The organism is bacterium (genome assembly GCA_013360215.1).
In the GTDB taxonomy this organism is placed as follows: Bacteria; CLD3; CLD3; order SB21; family SB21; genus JABWCP01.
In genome coordinates this window covers 12,910-29,712 of sequence record JABWCP010000034.1, presented here as the reverse complement: position 1 = coordinate 29,712, position 16,803 = coordinate 12,910, and the positions used below count along the sequence as shown (strand labels likewise).

Genomic DNA, 16,803 nt, shown 5'->3' with positions numbered 1-16,803 from the left:
CCGTTATCTGAGACTTGAGGCGCATTAATATTTTTTTAAATGGTAATTATGTTTAGTAAAACAATGTCGTTAACAATCTTATTGATGCTTCTGGCATGTGACAACAGTGATGTAATTAGTGGATATACTGAAACTGACAGCCAAGGGGATGTAATTTCTGAAGACGAGGATGATTGGCGCGTAACAATTAAAGGTGAATCAGTAATTAGTGCGCCTGAAGTTGCTGCAGCCTTTCCGAATCCTACCAATGGTCCAATCGAATTCAGGTATAAAATTGCCAGCTCAATGAAGGTAACAATGTACATTAAAAGCTCAAAACGAATTGTCAGATACCTAATGGATGATCAGTTTATGTCTCAAGGGTTTCATAGTATCATTTGGGATTTGAATAAAGATGATGGAGATCGAATTTCGAATGGGCTATACAGATGTGTATACAGATGTGTTTTTAAATTTAAGCATGGTAATACGATTTACACTAGTTATGGGGATATTAAAGTTGTGGATTAATCGCCTCAAGCCTCAGATAACATCGCCACAGGCGTTCACTCACTGCTCGCAGGGTATTGAAAATAGGGTTTTTACAGGTGAATGTATCATTTTTAAATAATAAATTAGGCTCGCAGTTCGCATATATCGTGGCGCGAGGAACGAGTAGGTGTAAGTTTTCAGATACCTCGCGCCACGACACATCGCCTATGGCGTGCCGTTAGGCGTGATGATGCTTTGAAAGAATTTGTATGAAGTTTGTTTCAATATTTGTATTAGTAATTATGAGTGGATGTGCAAACAGAAGCACCTATCTATCCATTTACAATGCCGATTATTCAACAGGCGATGGTTACACTTATAGAATTTTTGAGAATAGTGTAACAGTAATCGAATCATATGGCGAAATTGATTCAAAGCCTAAAATTGTGTGGTGCCGAAAATTTAGTGACTCACCATACTTAAATTATTTATGTAACTTGGATACGAATATGTTCTTTAGCAATTATAGAAATTCCTCCGTACAAGATGGATTGCAGCTATCATTTTCTTTTACGAAGAAAAAAAAGAAGTATCAGACACATGTAAGTAACTATTATTCACCGCAAATCGATTCAATTGTTACTTATGTTAATTTACTAGTGCCGGAAAGATATAGGATATGGTATGATAAAGAGAAGTTAACTGAATTTAATGCTTAATGAAGCATCACCACGCATAACCCGCGACCCATCTGTTCGCATGCTGCTCGTAGAGTATTGAAAGTAGGGTTTTTACAAGGAATGGATAAATTGTTTATAAATAATTGTACTCGCAGCATGCCGATACTGTGGCGCAGGGAACTAATAGTAAAAGTTTTCATATACCCTGCGCCACAGCACCGCAGATAGTCGCGAACCGTTATATGCCATTGCCCATTTTTGAAATTATTGTTGTAATGTTGTTAATTTATGGAGTGAAAAGTGATTTCAATTCGAAAATATAGAGAATCAGATTTATCTGCGGTACTCTCTGCATGGGAAAATGCCCAATGTTTAGCTCATCCGTTCTTGTCTGAAGATTTTCAAGCACAAGAAAAGAAAAATGTTCGTGATCTTTATCTACCAAATGTGGAAACGTGGGTAATTGAGGTTGATGGTGTTGTTGTTGGATTTGTTTCGCTGATTCAAAATGAAATTGGAGGTCTATTTCTTCAGCCTACTCATATTGGGAAGAATTTTGGGAAAATGTTGGTAGATAAAGCACTCGAATTTCACAATGAGTTGATTGTTGAAGTCTTTGAAAAAAATATAGTTGGACGCAAATTCTATGCAAAGTACGGATTCAGATTTGTCGCTGAAAAGACACATGAGCAGACTGGAGAAAGGGTGTTTCGTCTTAGATTCTTAAATGAATGAAAAAATGATTGTTGATCAAAATAATATAGCGCAATGACATATAAAACGCGACCCATCTGTTCGCATGCTGCTCGTAGAGTATTGAAAGTAGGCTTTTTACAAAGAATGATTAGATTTTTAATAAATAATAGTTACTCGCAGCATGCCGATACTGTGGCGCAGGGAACTAATAGTAAAAGTTTTCAGGTACCCTGCGCCACAGCACCGCAGATAGTCGCGAACCGTTATCTGATAGCTCTCAATTTCTAATAAAACTAAGAGAGGATTTTATGAGATTCTATTTTTCCAACCTACTTGTGATATTATTATTTGGATTAATGGCTTGTGAAGGTGATAACCATCCGGTGATCCGTTCGCACGATGCTCGTAGAGTGTTGAAAATAAGCTTTTTATAGGTAATGAGTAGACTTCTAATAAATAATTGTAACTCGCAGCATGCCGATACTGTGGCGCGAGGCACGAGAGATTTTATGTTTTCAGGTACCTCGCGCCACAGCACCGCGGATACCGGAGACCGTTATCCGAAAGCCGCTTAACACAATTTAATCCCTAAAAAGAGATAGAAAGGATTGCATGTCAGCAAGTGAAGCACAGACCTTAGCTTTGCAAGGAGTGAAAGCATACACTCTACAAATCATATTTGTTTTGGTCGCCGTTCTATTGCCAATAGGAATGCATTTCATTGGTGCACCGGTAAGAATAATGCTACCGATGCATTGGCCAATCATTTTAGCTGGCTTGGTATACGGTTGGCGTGCAGGAACAATTGCAGGCATTTTTGCACCAATACTCAGTTATATTGTTTCTGGTTATCCATTGCCTAGTATCTTACCGTCAATGACGGTTGAACTTATGATATATGGATTGTCAATAGGATTGATGCGAGAAAAAACAAGCATAAATAAGTTTGCTTGTGTATTGATGGGTCTAATCTTTGGAAGAATAGCATTTATTGTCTGTGCTCTCTTGACTTATGTGCCTGAGTCAAACGCTGTTGAATACTTTGAAGTCGCACTTTTACCGGGTGTCTGGGCCGCCGTGGGTCAGATCGTGATGCTTCCTATTCTCAGCAGTTGGTGGATCAGGCAAGATAATTCGTAAAGTGAACGCGGGTCTTCGAATAACACGCGGCCCATCCGTTCGCTTGCTGCTCTTAGATTATTGAAAACAGGGTTTTTGTAGGTAATGATTAGATTTCTAACGATAATTGTAACTCGCATCGTGCCGATACTGTGGAGCGAGGTACGAGAGGTTTGAGTTTTTCATATACCTCGCGCCACAGCACCGCAGATACCGGAGACCGTTAGGCGTCATGCAGCATTGACCGCCAATCCATTTACTAAACACATACTCAAATGTATTTATGATCGAAATTCCACTATATAAATAGTTTTAAATTAGGAGATTGTATGAAGTCGTTCCTTATCAAAAGCCTCGCAACAATCGTTATAATTTTTAGTGCTTTGCAAGCCTGTAGTGATGATAAAGAAAACAACATTGCATCTATTCCAAATACAAAATGGAAGTTATACAAGCAAAACAAGTCTCTTTACGAGGGCGAATTTTACATGCAGTTTACAGCCGATACTCAAAAAGAATGGAGTTATGATGATGAGGGTGATTGTATTGATTATGAAGGGGAGACCTCGTATAAAGTTGAAAATGGTTTATTAAGGAGTTGGAATAGCGAAGAAAATACATTTGATTCAGGAGTAGAGTTTAGTATTACAAATAATACATTATATATTGATAGTATTTTAGTTGGCAAACAAAAAATTGCTGTTTTTGCAGAGTATAAGTACAATGATTTTGATGAATCAAAGTTTAATTTATGTGATATTTTTAAAATAAAAGCGCTGTGCAGACGCCTAACTCCATGATAGCGGCAGCGATCTCGATACGTGTAATATTAGATTCTCCCGGATACGATAGCTGGGCACGCGTCTCGGCACATATCGCGGTGCGAGGGGCTAATAGTCGAAAATTTTCAGATACCCCACGCCGCAGCACCGCAGATACAGGCAACGTTAGACGCACATCAATTTGCATGTTTATATTTAAAACTAAGAATGAATAGAGTAATCTCGACACTTTTAATCGCATCTTTAGCATCTTCAATCAATGCTCAAGAAATCTTTTTAAGAATCTCAAAAGATATTGATGGAAAACATATATCAGAGTCAACAAACTTTTGGGATTTAAAAGAGCCATTAACTGAGAAAGTACATTCAATACAATTTTCAGGTGAAATGCTCTTTCCGGTAAACAAATATTTTATTATAGGTGGCGGTATGAGCAAAAGTACCACAATGGCGACTAAAAGATGGGGAGGAAAATTTAGCGTAAGACCATTTTATGGTGCCCTGCAAATTAAGTTATCGGACCACATGAACCACGTGTATTTTGGCTTTCAATATGGGGTTTCATTAATATCTAATAATGTTTCTTATGAAGGGGGAGGAACGATCAAAGATGGTTCATATTTTGGGATTTCTACGGGTTTAAACTTCTTTTTTTTAAATTTTGATATTGGTTATCAACGGCATAAAGCGCGATGGAAGTTTGAGGATGAGAAGATGAACATAAAATATAACCATGTTGCACTAGGAATTGGTTTGAGATTGAAATTGAAATAAATTGATGTGCGTCTAATCTTCTAGTGATCCGTTCGCACGATGCTCGTAGAATATGGATAATAAGATTTTTATAGATACTGATTAGAATTTTAGCAAATAATTGTAACCCGCATTGTGCCGATACTGTGGCGTGAGGCGCGAGAGATTTGAAGTTTTTAAATACCTCCGCTACAGAACCGTGGATACCGAAGACTTTTAGCTTCAATACTAATTAACAAAAGCTGATTAAATTGATAGAGTAATATATTGCTGTCGACAGGATTGAATGGAAAATAAAATTAAAAGATGGAACGCAAGTGTGCCTGGTCGCTCGCGAATGGTTTCGCATGACAATATTATATGGGTTGTATCGACAGTAGCTAAAATTCCAGATTTTGACAAAGAAGTTGAGGCGTGTTTATATCAACTTGAAAAGCCATTGGAAGAGACCGGTTCGCACAAAACTCATATTCTATCATTACAAATTATATTGAGTCGTATAGAAAGCCGTGGCGTTTTTTATAATCTATGAAAACAATGAATTGGTTCAGATCCAAATCATTGGCCGCAACGAGCTGTGATAGGTGCTAATTTAGCCCCAGGATTGAATATTGCAACAGCTGCAAAAAAATGAGATGAATAAATAAATCTGTAATGTCTCTAACCCGCACCCATCTGTTCGCATGCTCCTCGTGAAGTATTGAAAGTAAGGTTTTTACAAGGAATGGTTAAAGTTTTAACAAATAATAGTTACTTGCAGCATGCCGCTACAGTTATATACGTTTAATGGTAATCAAATGCCAATATTGGGAGTACTTTTGGGCTTGGAATTATGGAAAGATAGAAAAAGTCAATGTTAATGATAAAAAAACATAAAATATTGATATCATTAAGGAATCATAAAAACAGATTTGTTGAGGCAGTTGAATGTGGATTATTGTTTGGATACTAAATCAAAGCAGCATTGAATAGCATAACCACAGATGTTTGCTCACTGATTGCGGAACACAGAAAATAAGATTTTTCAAGTGATTGTTTTTTAAATAATAATTTGAGTTTACAGTTCGAATACATTGTGGCGCGTTGAGCAAGTAGAATTAGACGATTGGATTTACTTGTTTACTGGTACAACATTTGTAGCATGATGTTTTGAGTGATGCCTCATTTTAGTAACCTTTGGAATGTTGAATATGAAAAAACTATTGTTTTTAACGGCTCTGCTTCAGTTCTTAATCACCCCTTCTAGCGCTCAAAGGCGGCTAGTTTCGCATTGTGATGGTTCTGTCATGAGTATGGGCGGTGTTCATGCGTATGGAAGTAAAAATTCCTCGTCAAAAGCAGGATATTTATCGATTAGCTTCAAAGAAGGTATCGAATTCAGCATTGTCGGTGGAACATTGAAATCTGATGAAAAAGAAGTTAGTTATTTTTCCCCAGAAATTGAAATGTATTCTGCCTCAGGGCGCCTACATCCTTTTGTTGACTTTGCTTTTTTGAAATGGAAACGTGCAAAATTTGCTATGCCTCAATCAATTAACTTTAGCGGTGGTATGTCCGTAGATATTACTGAAGGAAATGATTTTCGTTTGGCGCCGGAACTTGGATATGGGGTTGTGATGATTTTGAGTGGAGAACGTAGCGCTAAACCACAAACTGGTGTTTTTTTGGGTATTTCAAGCGCTAAACAACTGACTTCCAAGGCTTCTCTTGTTTTCTCAGTTTCGGCAAATCAATTAAAAAATTTATGGTCAGGGTCAATTTCTATTGGACTTTTATTCAGTGCGGATACGCCGATCATAACCCCATGATAACGGCAATGAAATCGAAATGCTCTATATTTGTTTCCCCAGACTGCGATATTTGATGACATATCTCGGTTCAGATAGATGCGAGTACCAAGAGTAGAAAGTTTAAAGATAAAGATACCTCGAACAATGGCGCATCTAATACTATGAAAAGTTATGCAAACGTCACAGAACGTTTAAAAATTGAAAGTCTTTTGAAAAATATTTTTTTTACATTTCTATTTTTAGTTATTTCCTGTGCGCGAGGTAATTTTAAATCTTAATTAAAGAAATTGTGGGATCTACCTGATAAAAAAGTACCCGTAAACATGTAGATAGAGTTTATAAATAGGGAATTTCATGGTGCGTTTAAAAAAATTAGAAGAAATGCTAAATACCTACCAAATTGAATTAAAGATTATAGAAGGAAATAGATTATTAATCAGTCAAACAGTTGAGGAAATTGTACACGAGTTTGTGCAGATCTAATTTTAAGTATGGAAACTGCTGACTATTACCATACAAAATCTGATAATACTGCAATTGAAAACATTGGAATTAGAACGTATACAGATAAATATACCGGCGCTACTTCATAAGTATCACTTCTAGCGGTAGAGAAACAAGAAGTTTTTTTTATTTATGTTGCAACCGATTAAAAGTGATGCAGTGATATGGGAAGCCAAATATGCAATCAAAACTATCAAAATAGAATATGGAGCATTAAATGTCCATTTATTCCGATGGTGTATTCACTAAAGGTGACGGGTTTTTCTTCAGAAAAGCATCTTACAAGATTTTCGTAAGGACAAAATTATTAAAAACTGATAAGTCCAACGAATAATTCGCGGTCCATCTGTTCATTCAGGGCTCGTACAATATTTAAAATGGGATTTTAAGGGTAATCTTAATAATGTCAAATAATAAATCGAGTTCGCACTTCACATACAGCGTGGCGCGAGACACGAGTGGTTTGAAATTTTCGAAACCTTATACCGCACCATCGCAGATTGTCGCGATCCGTTATGTACCATGCGGTTATATTCTATTAAAATGGGGCAACGATGAATAAAATTGTTAAATGCTGTATAATTATTTTTTCCTTACCTCAAATTAGTTGTGGCGGTATAAGTATAATTGAACACCAAGATGCGGAAACATTAAATCGTGGGAAATTCAGTGTACTGACTAGCGCTTCAGGTGGTCCAGAAGAATGGTCAAAAAAACCAAGAGATCATTTTGTAAAAGCGATTACACCCGCAATACTTGAACCTAGGTTATCGTATGGTATAAGTGACCGCCTAAATGTAGGGGCAAGTTTGTGGAGTGGGTATGCCGCACCGGTGTTACTCTCTAAAGTTGTGTTGGGTGCGAATATAAAAAGTTGTGATTTTGGCTTAAGAGGAATGTTAAAATATAGAGTTACTCCTGATAATTCGAAAATGCAAATGTCTCTTTTGCTGAACTATACTAATTATTTTTTATTTTATTCTGAACGAACGGATAAACTTGCCTCGGGTATTTCCCCCGGATTAATTATCTCGAAGCGCAGCTCACAAACAAGTGTTATGTATGGAATAATTAAATATAACTTATTTAATATAGATCATGATTATGGTGAAGGTGGGAAAGGTTCTAATCCTAATAACTTCCCGTCTTTTCATATAGGCTAGAGCGAAAATATAAATAAGAATAAAGGTTTCGCCGAATTGGTCTATTCGTACGTGAATAACCCATTAAGTATAGGTCATACAGGTCATGTTTTTAGCATCAGCGTTGGTTACATGTGGAAATTATGAGGTCATGGTCTACGGCACGTCAAAACAAATATATATTTCGAATATGAACAAGTTGTTTTCTAATACTAATCGTAGGTTCAAATCTCCGTTCCTATTCCCGCTTTGAGGGCACGTTCATAAGCCATGGATGCAATTACATTATCCTGAATCGCATTACCTACGGACTTGAAGATGGTGATTTGTTCTCGGGATATACGTCCGGAAGTTTTATGCGTGACGACTTCGCCGATTTCGCCGGCAATGCAATCTTCAGCGACTACTCCATCTTTTTGAGCGAGGATCAAGTCGCCGGCTTCACGCCATGCGGATGCGCGTTGATCTACGATAATGCGAGCGCGTGCTATAGTCGCTGATGGTATTTCACGCATTGCGGGTTTGAATGCGCCGATACCATTGATGTGCGTACCGTGCGTGAGATACTTATCTTCAAAAACCGGGTTATGCGCATTGGTTGCGCAGCAGAGGATATCACATTGGGAAACCTCTTGCGGCGCTTGAGCGGGAAAACAAGGAATTGCAAATTGATTTGAAACAGTTTTACAAAACGTAGTTGTTTTTTGGGGATCGCGGCCAAATATAATAATCCGTGTTAATTTCCGTACACTCATGACGCCACGCACCTGTTCGTAGGCCTGCGCACCTGTCCCGAAAACTCCTAATGTATGCGCATCGGGAAGAGCCATCCATTCCGTGGCCAGTCCGGAAGCCGCACCAGTCCGCAAAGCCGTAATCCACTCTGCATCCATCAGTGCCAGTGTTTTTCCTGTGGATCCGTCCGTAACGATCAGTGTACCGTGGATGAGCGGAAGATGGCGCGCGGCATTGGTCGGACATACCGTCACTATTTTGGTCGTGAAGTACCGAGATGATGAATGATAAGCCGGCATGATCAGCGCACGGGCGTCGGAACCGGGAAAGTCAAGGGTCGTTCGAAGCGGCACAACAGCCGACCCATCGGATAATGCAGAAAATGCCGATTGCATTGCCGTTATCGCTTCAGGCATAGTGATCAACTCACGCAGTGTGTCGCTTGGAATAAATCGCATGGATTTTAACGGAAGAAAAAACCGTCCTGCAGCGAATCGGCAGGATCTATAATCCAGGAGCTTTTTCCGCAGAGATGCGCCGTGCCTTCGATAGCGGGGATCACCGCCGGGTAGTTACCATACGTCGTCGTCGCATGAACGCGGCACACAAAGCGACTGCCTGTAATGCTTTCGATGGCCATCGGTTCACCGGTGCGAAGCGCACCGCGCGCATGGTGAATAGCCATTCGCGCGCTGACTCCCGTTCCTGTCGGGCTTCGATCCACTTCGCCGTCGGCAAAAATACAGACATTGCGGGAATCTGCGCCGGTCGTATGTCCCGGGCCGGTGAAAATCGTACCGTATAAAAAATTGAGCTCCGATTCGAATGGGTGTTGCATGGCTACGCTCCGCATAACAGCGCGTTTGATCATCATGCCGCGTTCGATAAGGCCGCGATATCCTGCCGCATCCATCGTTACACCGGCATCTTCGGCGTGCACAAAAGCGTAAAATGCACCGCCGTACGCAAGATCATAACGTATGCGTCCCAATCCCGGTATGTCGACGACGGCATCCAAAGTTTGTACAAACGATGGAACATTGAGAAAACGAACGGATTGCACTTTGCCGCGCCGGATTTGGGCTATGGAAGTGATCAGTCCTGCGGGCGAATCAATGCGCAGTGTGACTTTCGTACCGCGTGCATGAATAAGTCCGGTTTCTACGGCCGCTTTGGTAACAGCGATGATGCCGTGGCCGCACATGGTGGAATAACCTTCGTTATGCAAAAAAATCACACCGAAATCGGAATTTTTTTCCACCGGCGGAGTGATGATACAACCGTACATATCGGCATGGCCGCGCGGTTCCCACATCAGCGCCGTACGGAGATGATCAAGATGCGTCTTGAGGTACGCCCGTTTCTGAAGAATGGTTTGGCCTTTGATCGGCGGTAATCCTGATATGATGATGCGGAGCGGTTCACCGCCGGTATGCGCTTCGATCGTTTCGATACGCCGCCACGATGCGGGCGCTTCCCAACGCTGCATAGCGCGCAGGCGTTTTTCAAATACCGATTTTTTTTCAGGCATAGCGGTCTGCATCCAATAACGGTGATACAATGGTTTGGGGTGCATTGGTAACAATTTCAGAGACCAGTTTCCCGGTAATCGGTCCTAGAGTAATACCGAGCATCGCATGGCCGGTCGCGGCGATTACGTTGGGAGTGCGCTTAAATCGGCCGATGAAAGGCAATCCGTCCGGTGAACACGGGCGAAGGCCGGCCCAGGCTGTTTGTATATCCGACGATTGTGCATCAAAATTTTCAAGATAGCGGTCTGCGGCCCGGAGTATCGCTTTCACGCGACGCGGATTGATGGTCAGATCGTTACCACTCAACTCCAGCGTACCGGCGTAACGAATCGTATCGCCCATTGGGGTAATGGCTACACGCGCTTCGGTACAAATGATCGGAATCGTAAGATTATTCTTGTCGCGCTTAACGGTCACGCTATAGCCTTTACCGGCTTGCACCGGGAGTGCAATACCGATTTCGTAGAGCAGATCGGACGTCCATGCGCCGGCCGCCACGACATACTGATTCGCATGGATGTCACCCTCGCTGGTGCGCAGATGTCCCGCCGCTTTGCCGTTGGGGACAAAGCCAAATACATCGGTTTCGTTCATAAACTGCACACCGCGTGTTTGCAATAACGACGTGAGCTTGGCGTTAAACTGATCGGGGATGAGATGCCCGTCTTGGGGAAAAAATACGCCGCCCGTGGCGCGCACTTTTACGCCGGGTTGCATTTGGTGAATCTCCTCCCGCGAGATCATACGTGCCGTAACGCCGACTTCATTGGCTAAAGCTACTTCGTGATGATGCGCTTTTTCACCTTCGGCGGTATCATGCAAAAGAATGAGGCCTTTTTGTTCCAGAGCAAAATCAAAACGCTCTTCATTGGCAATGGTATGAAAAAGCTGCTGACTGGCTAATGTCATATCGCGTAATACCGGCATAGCCGGGCGCATGCGCTTATCGGTACTCGCGCGCATAAACTTCCACAGCCATGTGATAAGATCAATGTCCGGGCGCGGATGAATATAGAATGGACTTTCTGCATCAAACATCCATTTGAGACCTTTGGCAACCATACCCGGCGCCGCCAGAGGAACGAAATGACTAGGACTGATGAGACCGGCGTTGCCGAAAGACGAACCAAAGCCGGGCTGTTTTTTTTCGATGATCGTAACCGAGATGCCGGCTTTATTGAGGTAATACGCTGTACATAATCCGATCACACCTCCGCCGATGATGGCGACATCTGTTTTTTTTGAACTCATTTGCGTATCCGAATTAAATTTTTTCTATATGTTTACCGTATCCCGTTACATAACTTGAAAACCGTATGCGTAGGGATCATCCGTATCTATAAAAATCGTATTGTAACCTGTGACGTAAGCCCATCCTTCGATGCTTGGAACGATGGCATCGTAATCACCGACATGCGTTGTGCGTTCCACGCGCCCGCGAAACATACTTCCGATGATACTTTCATGTACAAACGTATCGCCGGTTTTGAGTTTTCCTTTGGCCGCCCACTGGGCCATGCGCGCGGAAGTGCCTGTGCCGCAGGGCGAGCGGTCAATTGCTTTATCACCGTAGAATACGGCATTGCGGGCGTGGGCTTCGTTTTGTGTCGGAGCGCCCGTCCATTGTAAATGGGAACAGCCGCAAATCGTGGGATTTTCGGGATGGGTGAAAGTATATTTTTCGTTGATACGCTGGCGAACGATCGGACTCCATCGTAAAACATCACCGGCAGAAATCGTCTCAAGACCTTTAAAGTTTTTTTGCGGATCCACGATCGCATAAAAATTACCACCGTATGCGACATCCAGTGTGATTTCGCCGAGATCGGGGCATTCGACGGTAAGATTTTGCGAATGGAGGAACGAGGGGATATTGACGATGCGAACACTGGTCACTTTATTATGTTGGATTGTATAATGTGCCTCGACGATACCGGCGGGAACTTCCAAGCGGAGGATGCCGGGTGTGCGCGGCGTGATCAAACGTTGCTCGATGAGCACAGTGACTGTGCCGATCGTGCCATGACCGCACATCGGCAGGCAGCCGCTCGTTTCGATAAATAATATCGCAACATCATTGGCCGGATCAATCGGAGGATAAAAAATGCTGCCTGACATCATATCGTGACCACGCGGTTCGAACATAAGCGCTTTACGTATCCAGTCGAATTCGCGAAGAAAGTGCTGACGGCGTTCACTCATATTAGCGCCTAAGAGTGCCGGACCGCCGCTGGTAACAACGCGTACCGGATTGCCGCAGGTATGTGCATCAATGCATGAAAATGTATGTCGTGACATAATGACCTAAATTCTAAATTCTAAATTCTAAATTCTAAATTCTAAATTCTAAATTCTAAATTCTAAATTCTAAATTCTAATTCTTATCCTTTATTCATCGCAACGCGCGTCATCTGATCCAGATAATCCATCAGTTTGTCGGAGGCGGTACCCGCGCGCACTTCATTACCTGCGACGATAGCACTCATAACCTCAGCGTGCAGTTTAGCGGAAGTTACCAAATCCTGATCATGATGAAAACGATACCAGAAGCGTCGGCAATGCGCGCGAAGCGAAGCACAGGCTTCGGAGGCATACGGATTGCGACAGGCTTCACTGATGATAAGGTCAAACGCATGGTCGGCATGAATGAACGTTTCGATATCATTTTTTTTCGCGGCATCCACAATACGTTGCGAGAGGCGGGTCAGTTCTTTTTTCTGTTCCGCCGTAGCGCGATTGGCCGAACGCATAGCAATAATGCGTTCCAGTGCCCGACGCGTTTCCATCAACGCGATGTGATCGGTGATGTGGATTTCGTTGATATAAATGCCTTTGCGCGGAATGGCTTTGATCATGTGTTCCTTGCCCAATCGCAATAAAGCCTCGCGGACCGGAGTGCGCCCCATGCCGATCCGTTCGATGATTTCAGGTTCGGATATGATCGTTCCGGGTTTGAATTTTAACGTGACGAGCATCTCTTCGATTTTATCGTAGGCCTGATCGGTGAGACTGACTTTCATAGTTACCCCGCAAAGGTATATGCCGTTTTTACTGTTGTATAAAATTCGCGTGCATACGTGCCTTGTTCACGCGCCCCATAGCTGGAGCCTTTGCGTCCTCCGAAGGGTACATGATAATCCACTCCGGCAGTGGGCAGATTGATCATCACCATGCCGGCCTGCGCGTGCCGCTTGAAGTGTTCTGCGAATTTAAGCGAAGTCGTGCAGATACCCGACGTCAGACCGAACGGGGTATCGTTGGCCATAGCTAAGGCTTCATCATAATTTTTAACGCGTATCACTGACGCGACCGGGCCGAAAATTTCTTCGCGGTTGATTCGCATGGCAGAGGTAGTCTCTGTAAACAGCGCGGGTTGCAGGTAAAAACCTTTTTTGCTGCGTTCGAGTGCGACACCGCCAAACGCAAGATGTGCATTCTCTTGTGCGCCGATAGTAATGTATTCGAGGTCTTTATTCATCTGTGTCAGATCAACGACCGGGCCGATATCCGTGCCTTGCGCCAATGCATCATCTATGCGCAGGGTTTGAAGTTTGTCCGTCAGAGCTTTCACAAATGCATCATGAATACCTTCGGTCACGATAAGGCGGCTTGACGCCGTGCATCGCTGGCCTGTGGAATAATAGGCACCTTGTACGGCGGCGTTGACGGCGACGGACAGATCGGCATCATCTAAGATTACGAGAGGATTTTTCCCTCCCATTTCCAGTTGTACTTTGGCCAAACGTGCCGCACACTGTGCCGCAACCTGTCGTCCGACACCGACGGAGCCGGTAAAGCTAATGGCATTTACATCGGGATGCTCAACGATCGTACGACCGATGACAGATCCTTTGCCCATGAGTAAGTTAAACACACCGGCGGGAATTCCAGCTTTGTGTAAAATTTCGGTCAAAGCCCATGCACAACCGGGGACTAATTCAGCCGGTTTAAAAACGACGCAGTTACCGAATGCTAATGCCGGGGCTATTTTCCACGCCGGTATTGCGATCGGAAAATTCCATGGCGTGATGAGTCCGACGACACCGAGCGGTTCGCGCATCATATCTACCATAACCCCCGGTCGTACGGAGGCCATGCGTTCGCCACCTGCACGCAGAGCTTCTCCGGCAAAAAATTTGAATATCATCGCGGCGCGTACCACTTCGCCGATTCCTTCGGGCAATGTTTTTCCTTCTTCTCGCGACAGCAAACGGCCTAGTTCATCTTGCCGTGCTAAAATTTCACCACCAACGGCGTCGAGAATATTAAACCGTTGTTGCGGAGTGGAAAGCGACCATGCGGGGAAAGCTTGTTTGGCGGATGCGACGGCATCATGTACATGATCGGCCGTGGCGACGGCATAATGAGCGATCAGGTCGGACGTATCGGACGGATTGATATTGGCAAACGTATCGCCACCGTCAATCCATGAACCGTTGATATACAAACGTTTGATATCGGTGGTCATGTGTAATATTTGTTTAGATGAGAACTACAGAATGTGTAACCAAAGAAGTGCCGATCAATGTACATCCCGGATCGGATATAGTAAATCAGATTTTTTGTCAGAGCTTCGGACGCTTGGCTAAAGCTTCCCGGACGATATGTTCGACGCGCGCACGCTCATCTCCGATCAAAGGCAATCGTGGTGCACGAACGATCTCCGAACCGACACCGACCAATTGTTCCGTCAGTTTGATGTTTTGGACAAATTTGGTGTTTACGTCCAGATGCAGCAGCGGCATGAACCATCGGTAGATTTCGAGCGCTTGTTGCATTTTACCTTCGCGCACGAGATTGTAGATTGCTACCGTTTCATGCGGGAAAGCTACTACCAACCCGGCCAACCATCCGTCCGCGCCAAGAGTGAGCGCTTCCATAGCCAAATCATCCACGCCGCAAAAAATCCGATAACGGTTTCCTACGCGATTATAGATATCCGTCACGCGTCTAATATTATCGGACGATTCTTTGATCGCTACAAAATGGGGTTCGTCCGCCATTTCCGCAAACATTTCCGGTGTAATGTCTACTTTATAAGCCACCGGATTATTGTAGATCATGATCGGGATGTCGGTTGCTTTGGCGATCGTGCGGTAATGTGCGATCGTTTCGCGGGCATCGGACGGATACGGAACGCCGGGCAATACCATGAATCCCTGTGCTCCGGCGCGTGCAGCTTTTTCTGCAAAAGCACAAGCCTTGGCCGTGGAAGTTTCCATCACGGTTGCAATGACCGGGATTTTTCCGGCGCAAACGTTGCATGCCGTTTTGAGTATGGCGAGTTTTTCGTCTTCGGTGAGGGTGAGGTTTTCTCCAAGAGAACCCAGAACAACGAGGCCGTGAATTCCGGCTTCCAGCATCCACGTCGTATGCTTTTCGATCGCCGCATAATCTACGCTGAAGTCGGGTTTAAATTTAGTTGTCGTTGCAGGAAATATTCCTTGCCATGTGGAATGCATGTTTTATCTCCATTTGTAATATACGTGTAATATATCACAGAATATTTGAAAGACAATAAATTTTTAAAACGCGATTATAAAATAATCGATCCGATCTGCGAACATAGTTTCTTTAAAGAAGGGTATTCTTATAACGCCGTTTTCCATAAAAGCCTGCCGGTTGCAATATCCAATGCGACGACAAAGTTGCCGGCTGAAAATATAAACCGTTCATCGGCGATCAGGCTGTGCGCCAATAAGCTCTTTTTGAGGAAAAAACGCCGAACACCGAGTTGATCATAGCGTACCTGCCAGCGCAATGTCCCGTTAAAAAGGTACGCGGATATGATAAAATCCTGCGGATCGTTATTCTCATAATGCCGGGTGATGATGATTTTTTGAACGGGATCCACTTGCAAAATCCGCCCGTGCGTTAAAATGTCTTTAGAAATAATTTGGCCGGCCGCGTTGACCAATTGCGCATTCGTCGTATCGGACATAGCAAACTTGAAAGAATCCGACGAAGCCGTAATGGGTTCGGATGCTATTGTATCCGGCGGTGCAGCGATTTCCGTAAAATGGAGCGGGTCAATGTTTATCGTCTGACCGGATTTATTAGTGGCACGTATGATACCATCGGCTTTCATATCAAAACCGGCCACCCCATCGCGAAACGCCGGTAACGATTCAAACCGATCGGGATCAATCGTGTATTTCACATCGCCGGTCGAAGATTCGACACCGACGATCGTTTCATCATCCCAGCACCAGGCGATATTTTCTTTTTGAGCGATACGTTGAAAATTGCCTTCCATGGATTTTTTATAAAGGTACGTGCCGTCGCTGACGCGGATACCAAATACATTGCGCAGAGAAAAACGTTCGCCCCAATTACCGGTGCCGCGTGAGACGTGTTCGAGCGCCCAGAGCATGTTGCCGCTCATTTCCAGAGCGTGCACTTCCTGGGTACCCACGATGCGCGACCATATCTCGAAAACGATCAGAAGCGCCACGACCGGCACGAGGAAAAACTCGACGAGGTTAAGATGGAAGCCTTTGGGTTTTCTGAGAATCAGGCCTTTGATTTTGTTATACGCGGTGATACCGGCAATGGTGATGGCGGTACCGGCGATGATGATGAATATGGTTGAAAACATA

Annotated in this window: 17 protein-coding genes; 9 read left to right on the top strand and 8 right to left on the bottom strand. The window is 43.6% G+C overall.

Going from position 1 to position 16,803, the window contains the following annotated elements; translation table 11 throughout:
- Positions 1-48: 48 nt before the first annotated feature.
- From HUU58_14550 to HUU58_14510, 9 genes are all read left to right on the top strand, one after another.
- On the top strand, positions 49-510 hold the full coding sequence (locus HUU58_14550) for a hypothetical protein (GenBank protein ID NUN46894.1): 462 nt from the start codon (positions 49-51) through the stop codon (positions 508-510).
- 230 nt (positions 511-740) lie between these two features.
- Positions 741-1,190 carry a hypothetical protein gene (locus HUU58_14545; protein NUN46893.1) on the top strand — a complete coding sequence of 150 codons (450 nt, stop codon included), beginning with the start codon at positions 741-743 and terminating at the stop codon, positions 1,188-1,190.
- Between the two features lie 264 nt (positions 1,191-1,454).
- Positions 1,455-1,886 (top strand): GNAT family N-acetyltransferase, encoded by a 432-nt coding sequence (locus HUU58_14540; protein ID NUN46892.1) that lies wholly within the window; start codon positions 1,455-1,457, stop codon positions 1,884-1,886.
- Positions 1,887-2,459: 573 nt separating this feature from the next.
- Entirely contained in the window at positions 2,460-2,987 is a 528-nt protein-coding gene (locus tag HUU58_14535) for an ECF transporter S component (GenBank protein NUN46891.1), read from the top strand.
- 308 nt (positions 2,988-3,295) lie between these two features.
- A complete protein-coding gene (locus HUU58_14530; GenBank protein ID NUN46890.1) occupies positions 3,296-3,766 on the top strand; it encodes a hypothetical protein in 471 nt (156 codons plus the stop codon).
- A 189-nt stretch (positions 3,767-3,955) separates the two neighbouring features.
- Positions 3,956-4,522 carry a hypothetical protein gene (locus tag HUU58_14525; GenBank protein NUN46889.1) on the top strand — a complete coding sequence of 189 codons (567 nt, stop codon included), beginning with the start codon at positions 3,956-3,958 and terminating at the stop codon, positions 4,520-4,522.
- 265 nt (positions 4,523-4,787) lie between these two features.
- Positions 4,788-5,033 (top strand): hypothetical protein, encoded by a 246-nt coding sequence (locus HUU58_14520; protein NUN46888.1) that lies wholly within the window; start codon positions 4,788-4,790, stop codon positions 5,031-5,033.
- Positions 5,034-5,691: 658 nt separating this feature from the next.
- The gene (locus HUU58_14515; protein NUN46887.1) at positions 5,692-6,309 is read left to right on the top strand and encodes a hypothetical protein; all 618 of its coding nucleotides are present in this window, start codon (positions 5,692-5,694) and stop codon (positions 6,307-6,309) included.
- 1,040 nt (positions 6,310-7,349) lie between these two features.
- Positions 7,350-7,958: a hypothetical protein gene (locus tag HUU58_14510; protein ID NUN46886.1), complete on the top strand. Its 609-nt coding sequence runs from the start codon at positions 7,350-7,352 to the stop codon at positions 7,956-7,958.
- A 203-nt stretch (positions 7,959-8,161) separates the two neighbouring features.
- On the opposite strand, the gene HUU58_14505 is transcribed toward HUU58_14510, so the two are convergent.
- The 8 genes from HUU58_14505 to HUU58_14470 form a co-directional block, all read right to left on the bottom strand.
- Positions 8,162-9,130 carry an ornithine cyclodeaminase gene (locus HUU58_14505; protein NUN46885.1) on the bottom strand — a complete coding sequence of 323 codons (969 nt, stop codon included), beginning with the start codon at positions 9,128-9,130 and terminating at the stop codon, positions 8,162-8,164.
- Between the two features lie 5 nt (positions 9,131-9,135).
- Positions 9,136-10,203: a proline racemase family protein gene (locus HUU58_14500; protein ID NUN46884.1), complete on the bottom strand. Its 1,068-nt coding sequence runs from the start codon at positions 10,201-10,203 to the stop codon at positions 9,136-9,138.
- The gene (locus tag HUU58_14495) at positions 10,196-11,455 is read right to left on the bottom strand and encodes an FAD-dependent oxidoreductase (protein NUN46883.1); all 1,260 of its coding nucleotides are present in this window, start codon (positions 11,453-11,455) and stop codon (positions 10,196-10,198) included. The genes HUU58_14500 and HUU58_14495 overlap by 8 nt, the downstream gene beginning before the upstream one ends.
- 45 nt (positions 11,456-11,500) lie before the next feature.
- Positions 11,501-12,502, bottom strand: coding sequence for a 4-hydroxyproline epimerase (locus HUU58_14490; protein ID NUN46882.1), 1,002 nt, complete (start codon positions 12,500-12,502; stop codon positions 11,501-11,503).
- 83 nt (positions 12,503-12,585) lie between these two features.
- A complete protein-coding gene (locus HUU58_14485; GenBank protein ID NUN46881.1) occupies positions 12,586-13,224 on the bottom strand; it encodes a GntR family transcriptional regulator in 639 nt (212 codons plus the stop codon).
- 2 nt (positions 13,225-13,226) lie between these two features.
- On the bottom strand, positions 13,227-14,672 hold the full coding sequence (locus HUU58_14480) for an aldehyde dehydrogenase family protein (protein ID NUN46880.1): 1,446 nt from the start codon (positions 14,670-14,672) through the stop codon (positions 13,227-13,229).
- A gap of 97 nt (positions 14,673-14,769) precedes the next feature.
- Positions 14,770-15,666, bottom strand: a complete 897-nt coding sequence (locus HUU58_14475) for a dihydrodipicolinate synthase family protein (protein NUN46879.1) — start codon at positions 15,664-15,666, stop codon at positions 14,770-14,772.
- A 128-nt stretch (positions 15,667-15,794) separates the two neighbouring features.
- Entirely contained in the window at positions 15,795-16,802 is a 1,008-nt protein-coding gene (locus tag HUU58_14470) for a hypothetical protein (protein ID NUN46878.1), read from the bottom strand.
- Position 16,803: the final 1 nt, after the last annotated feature.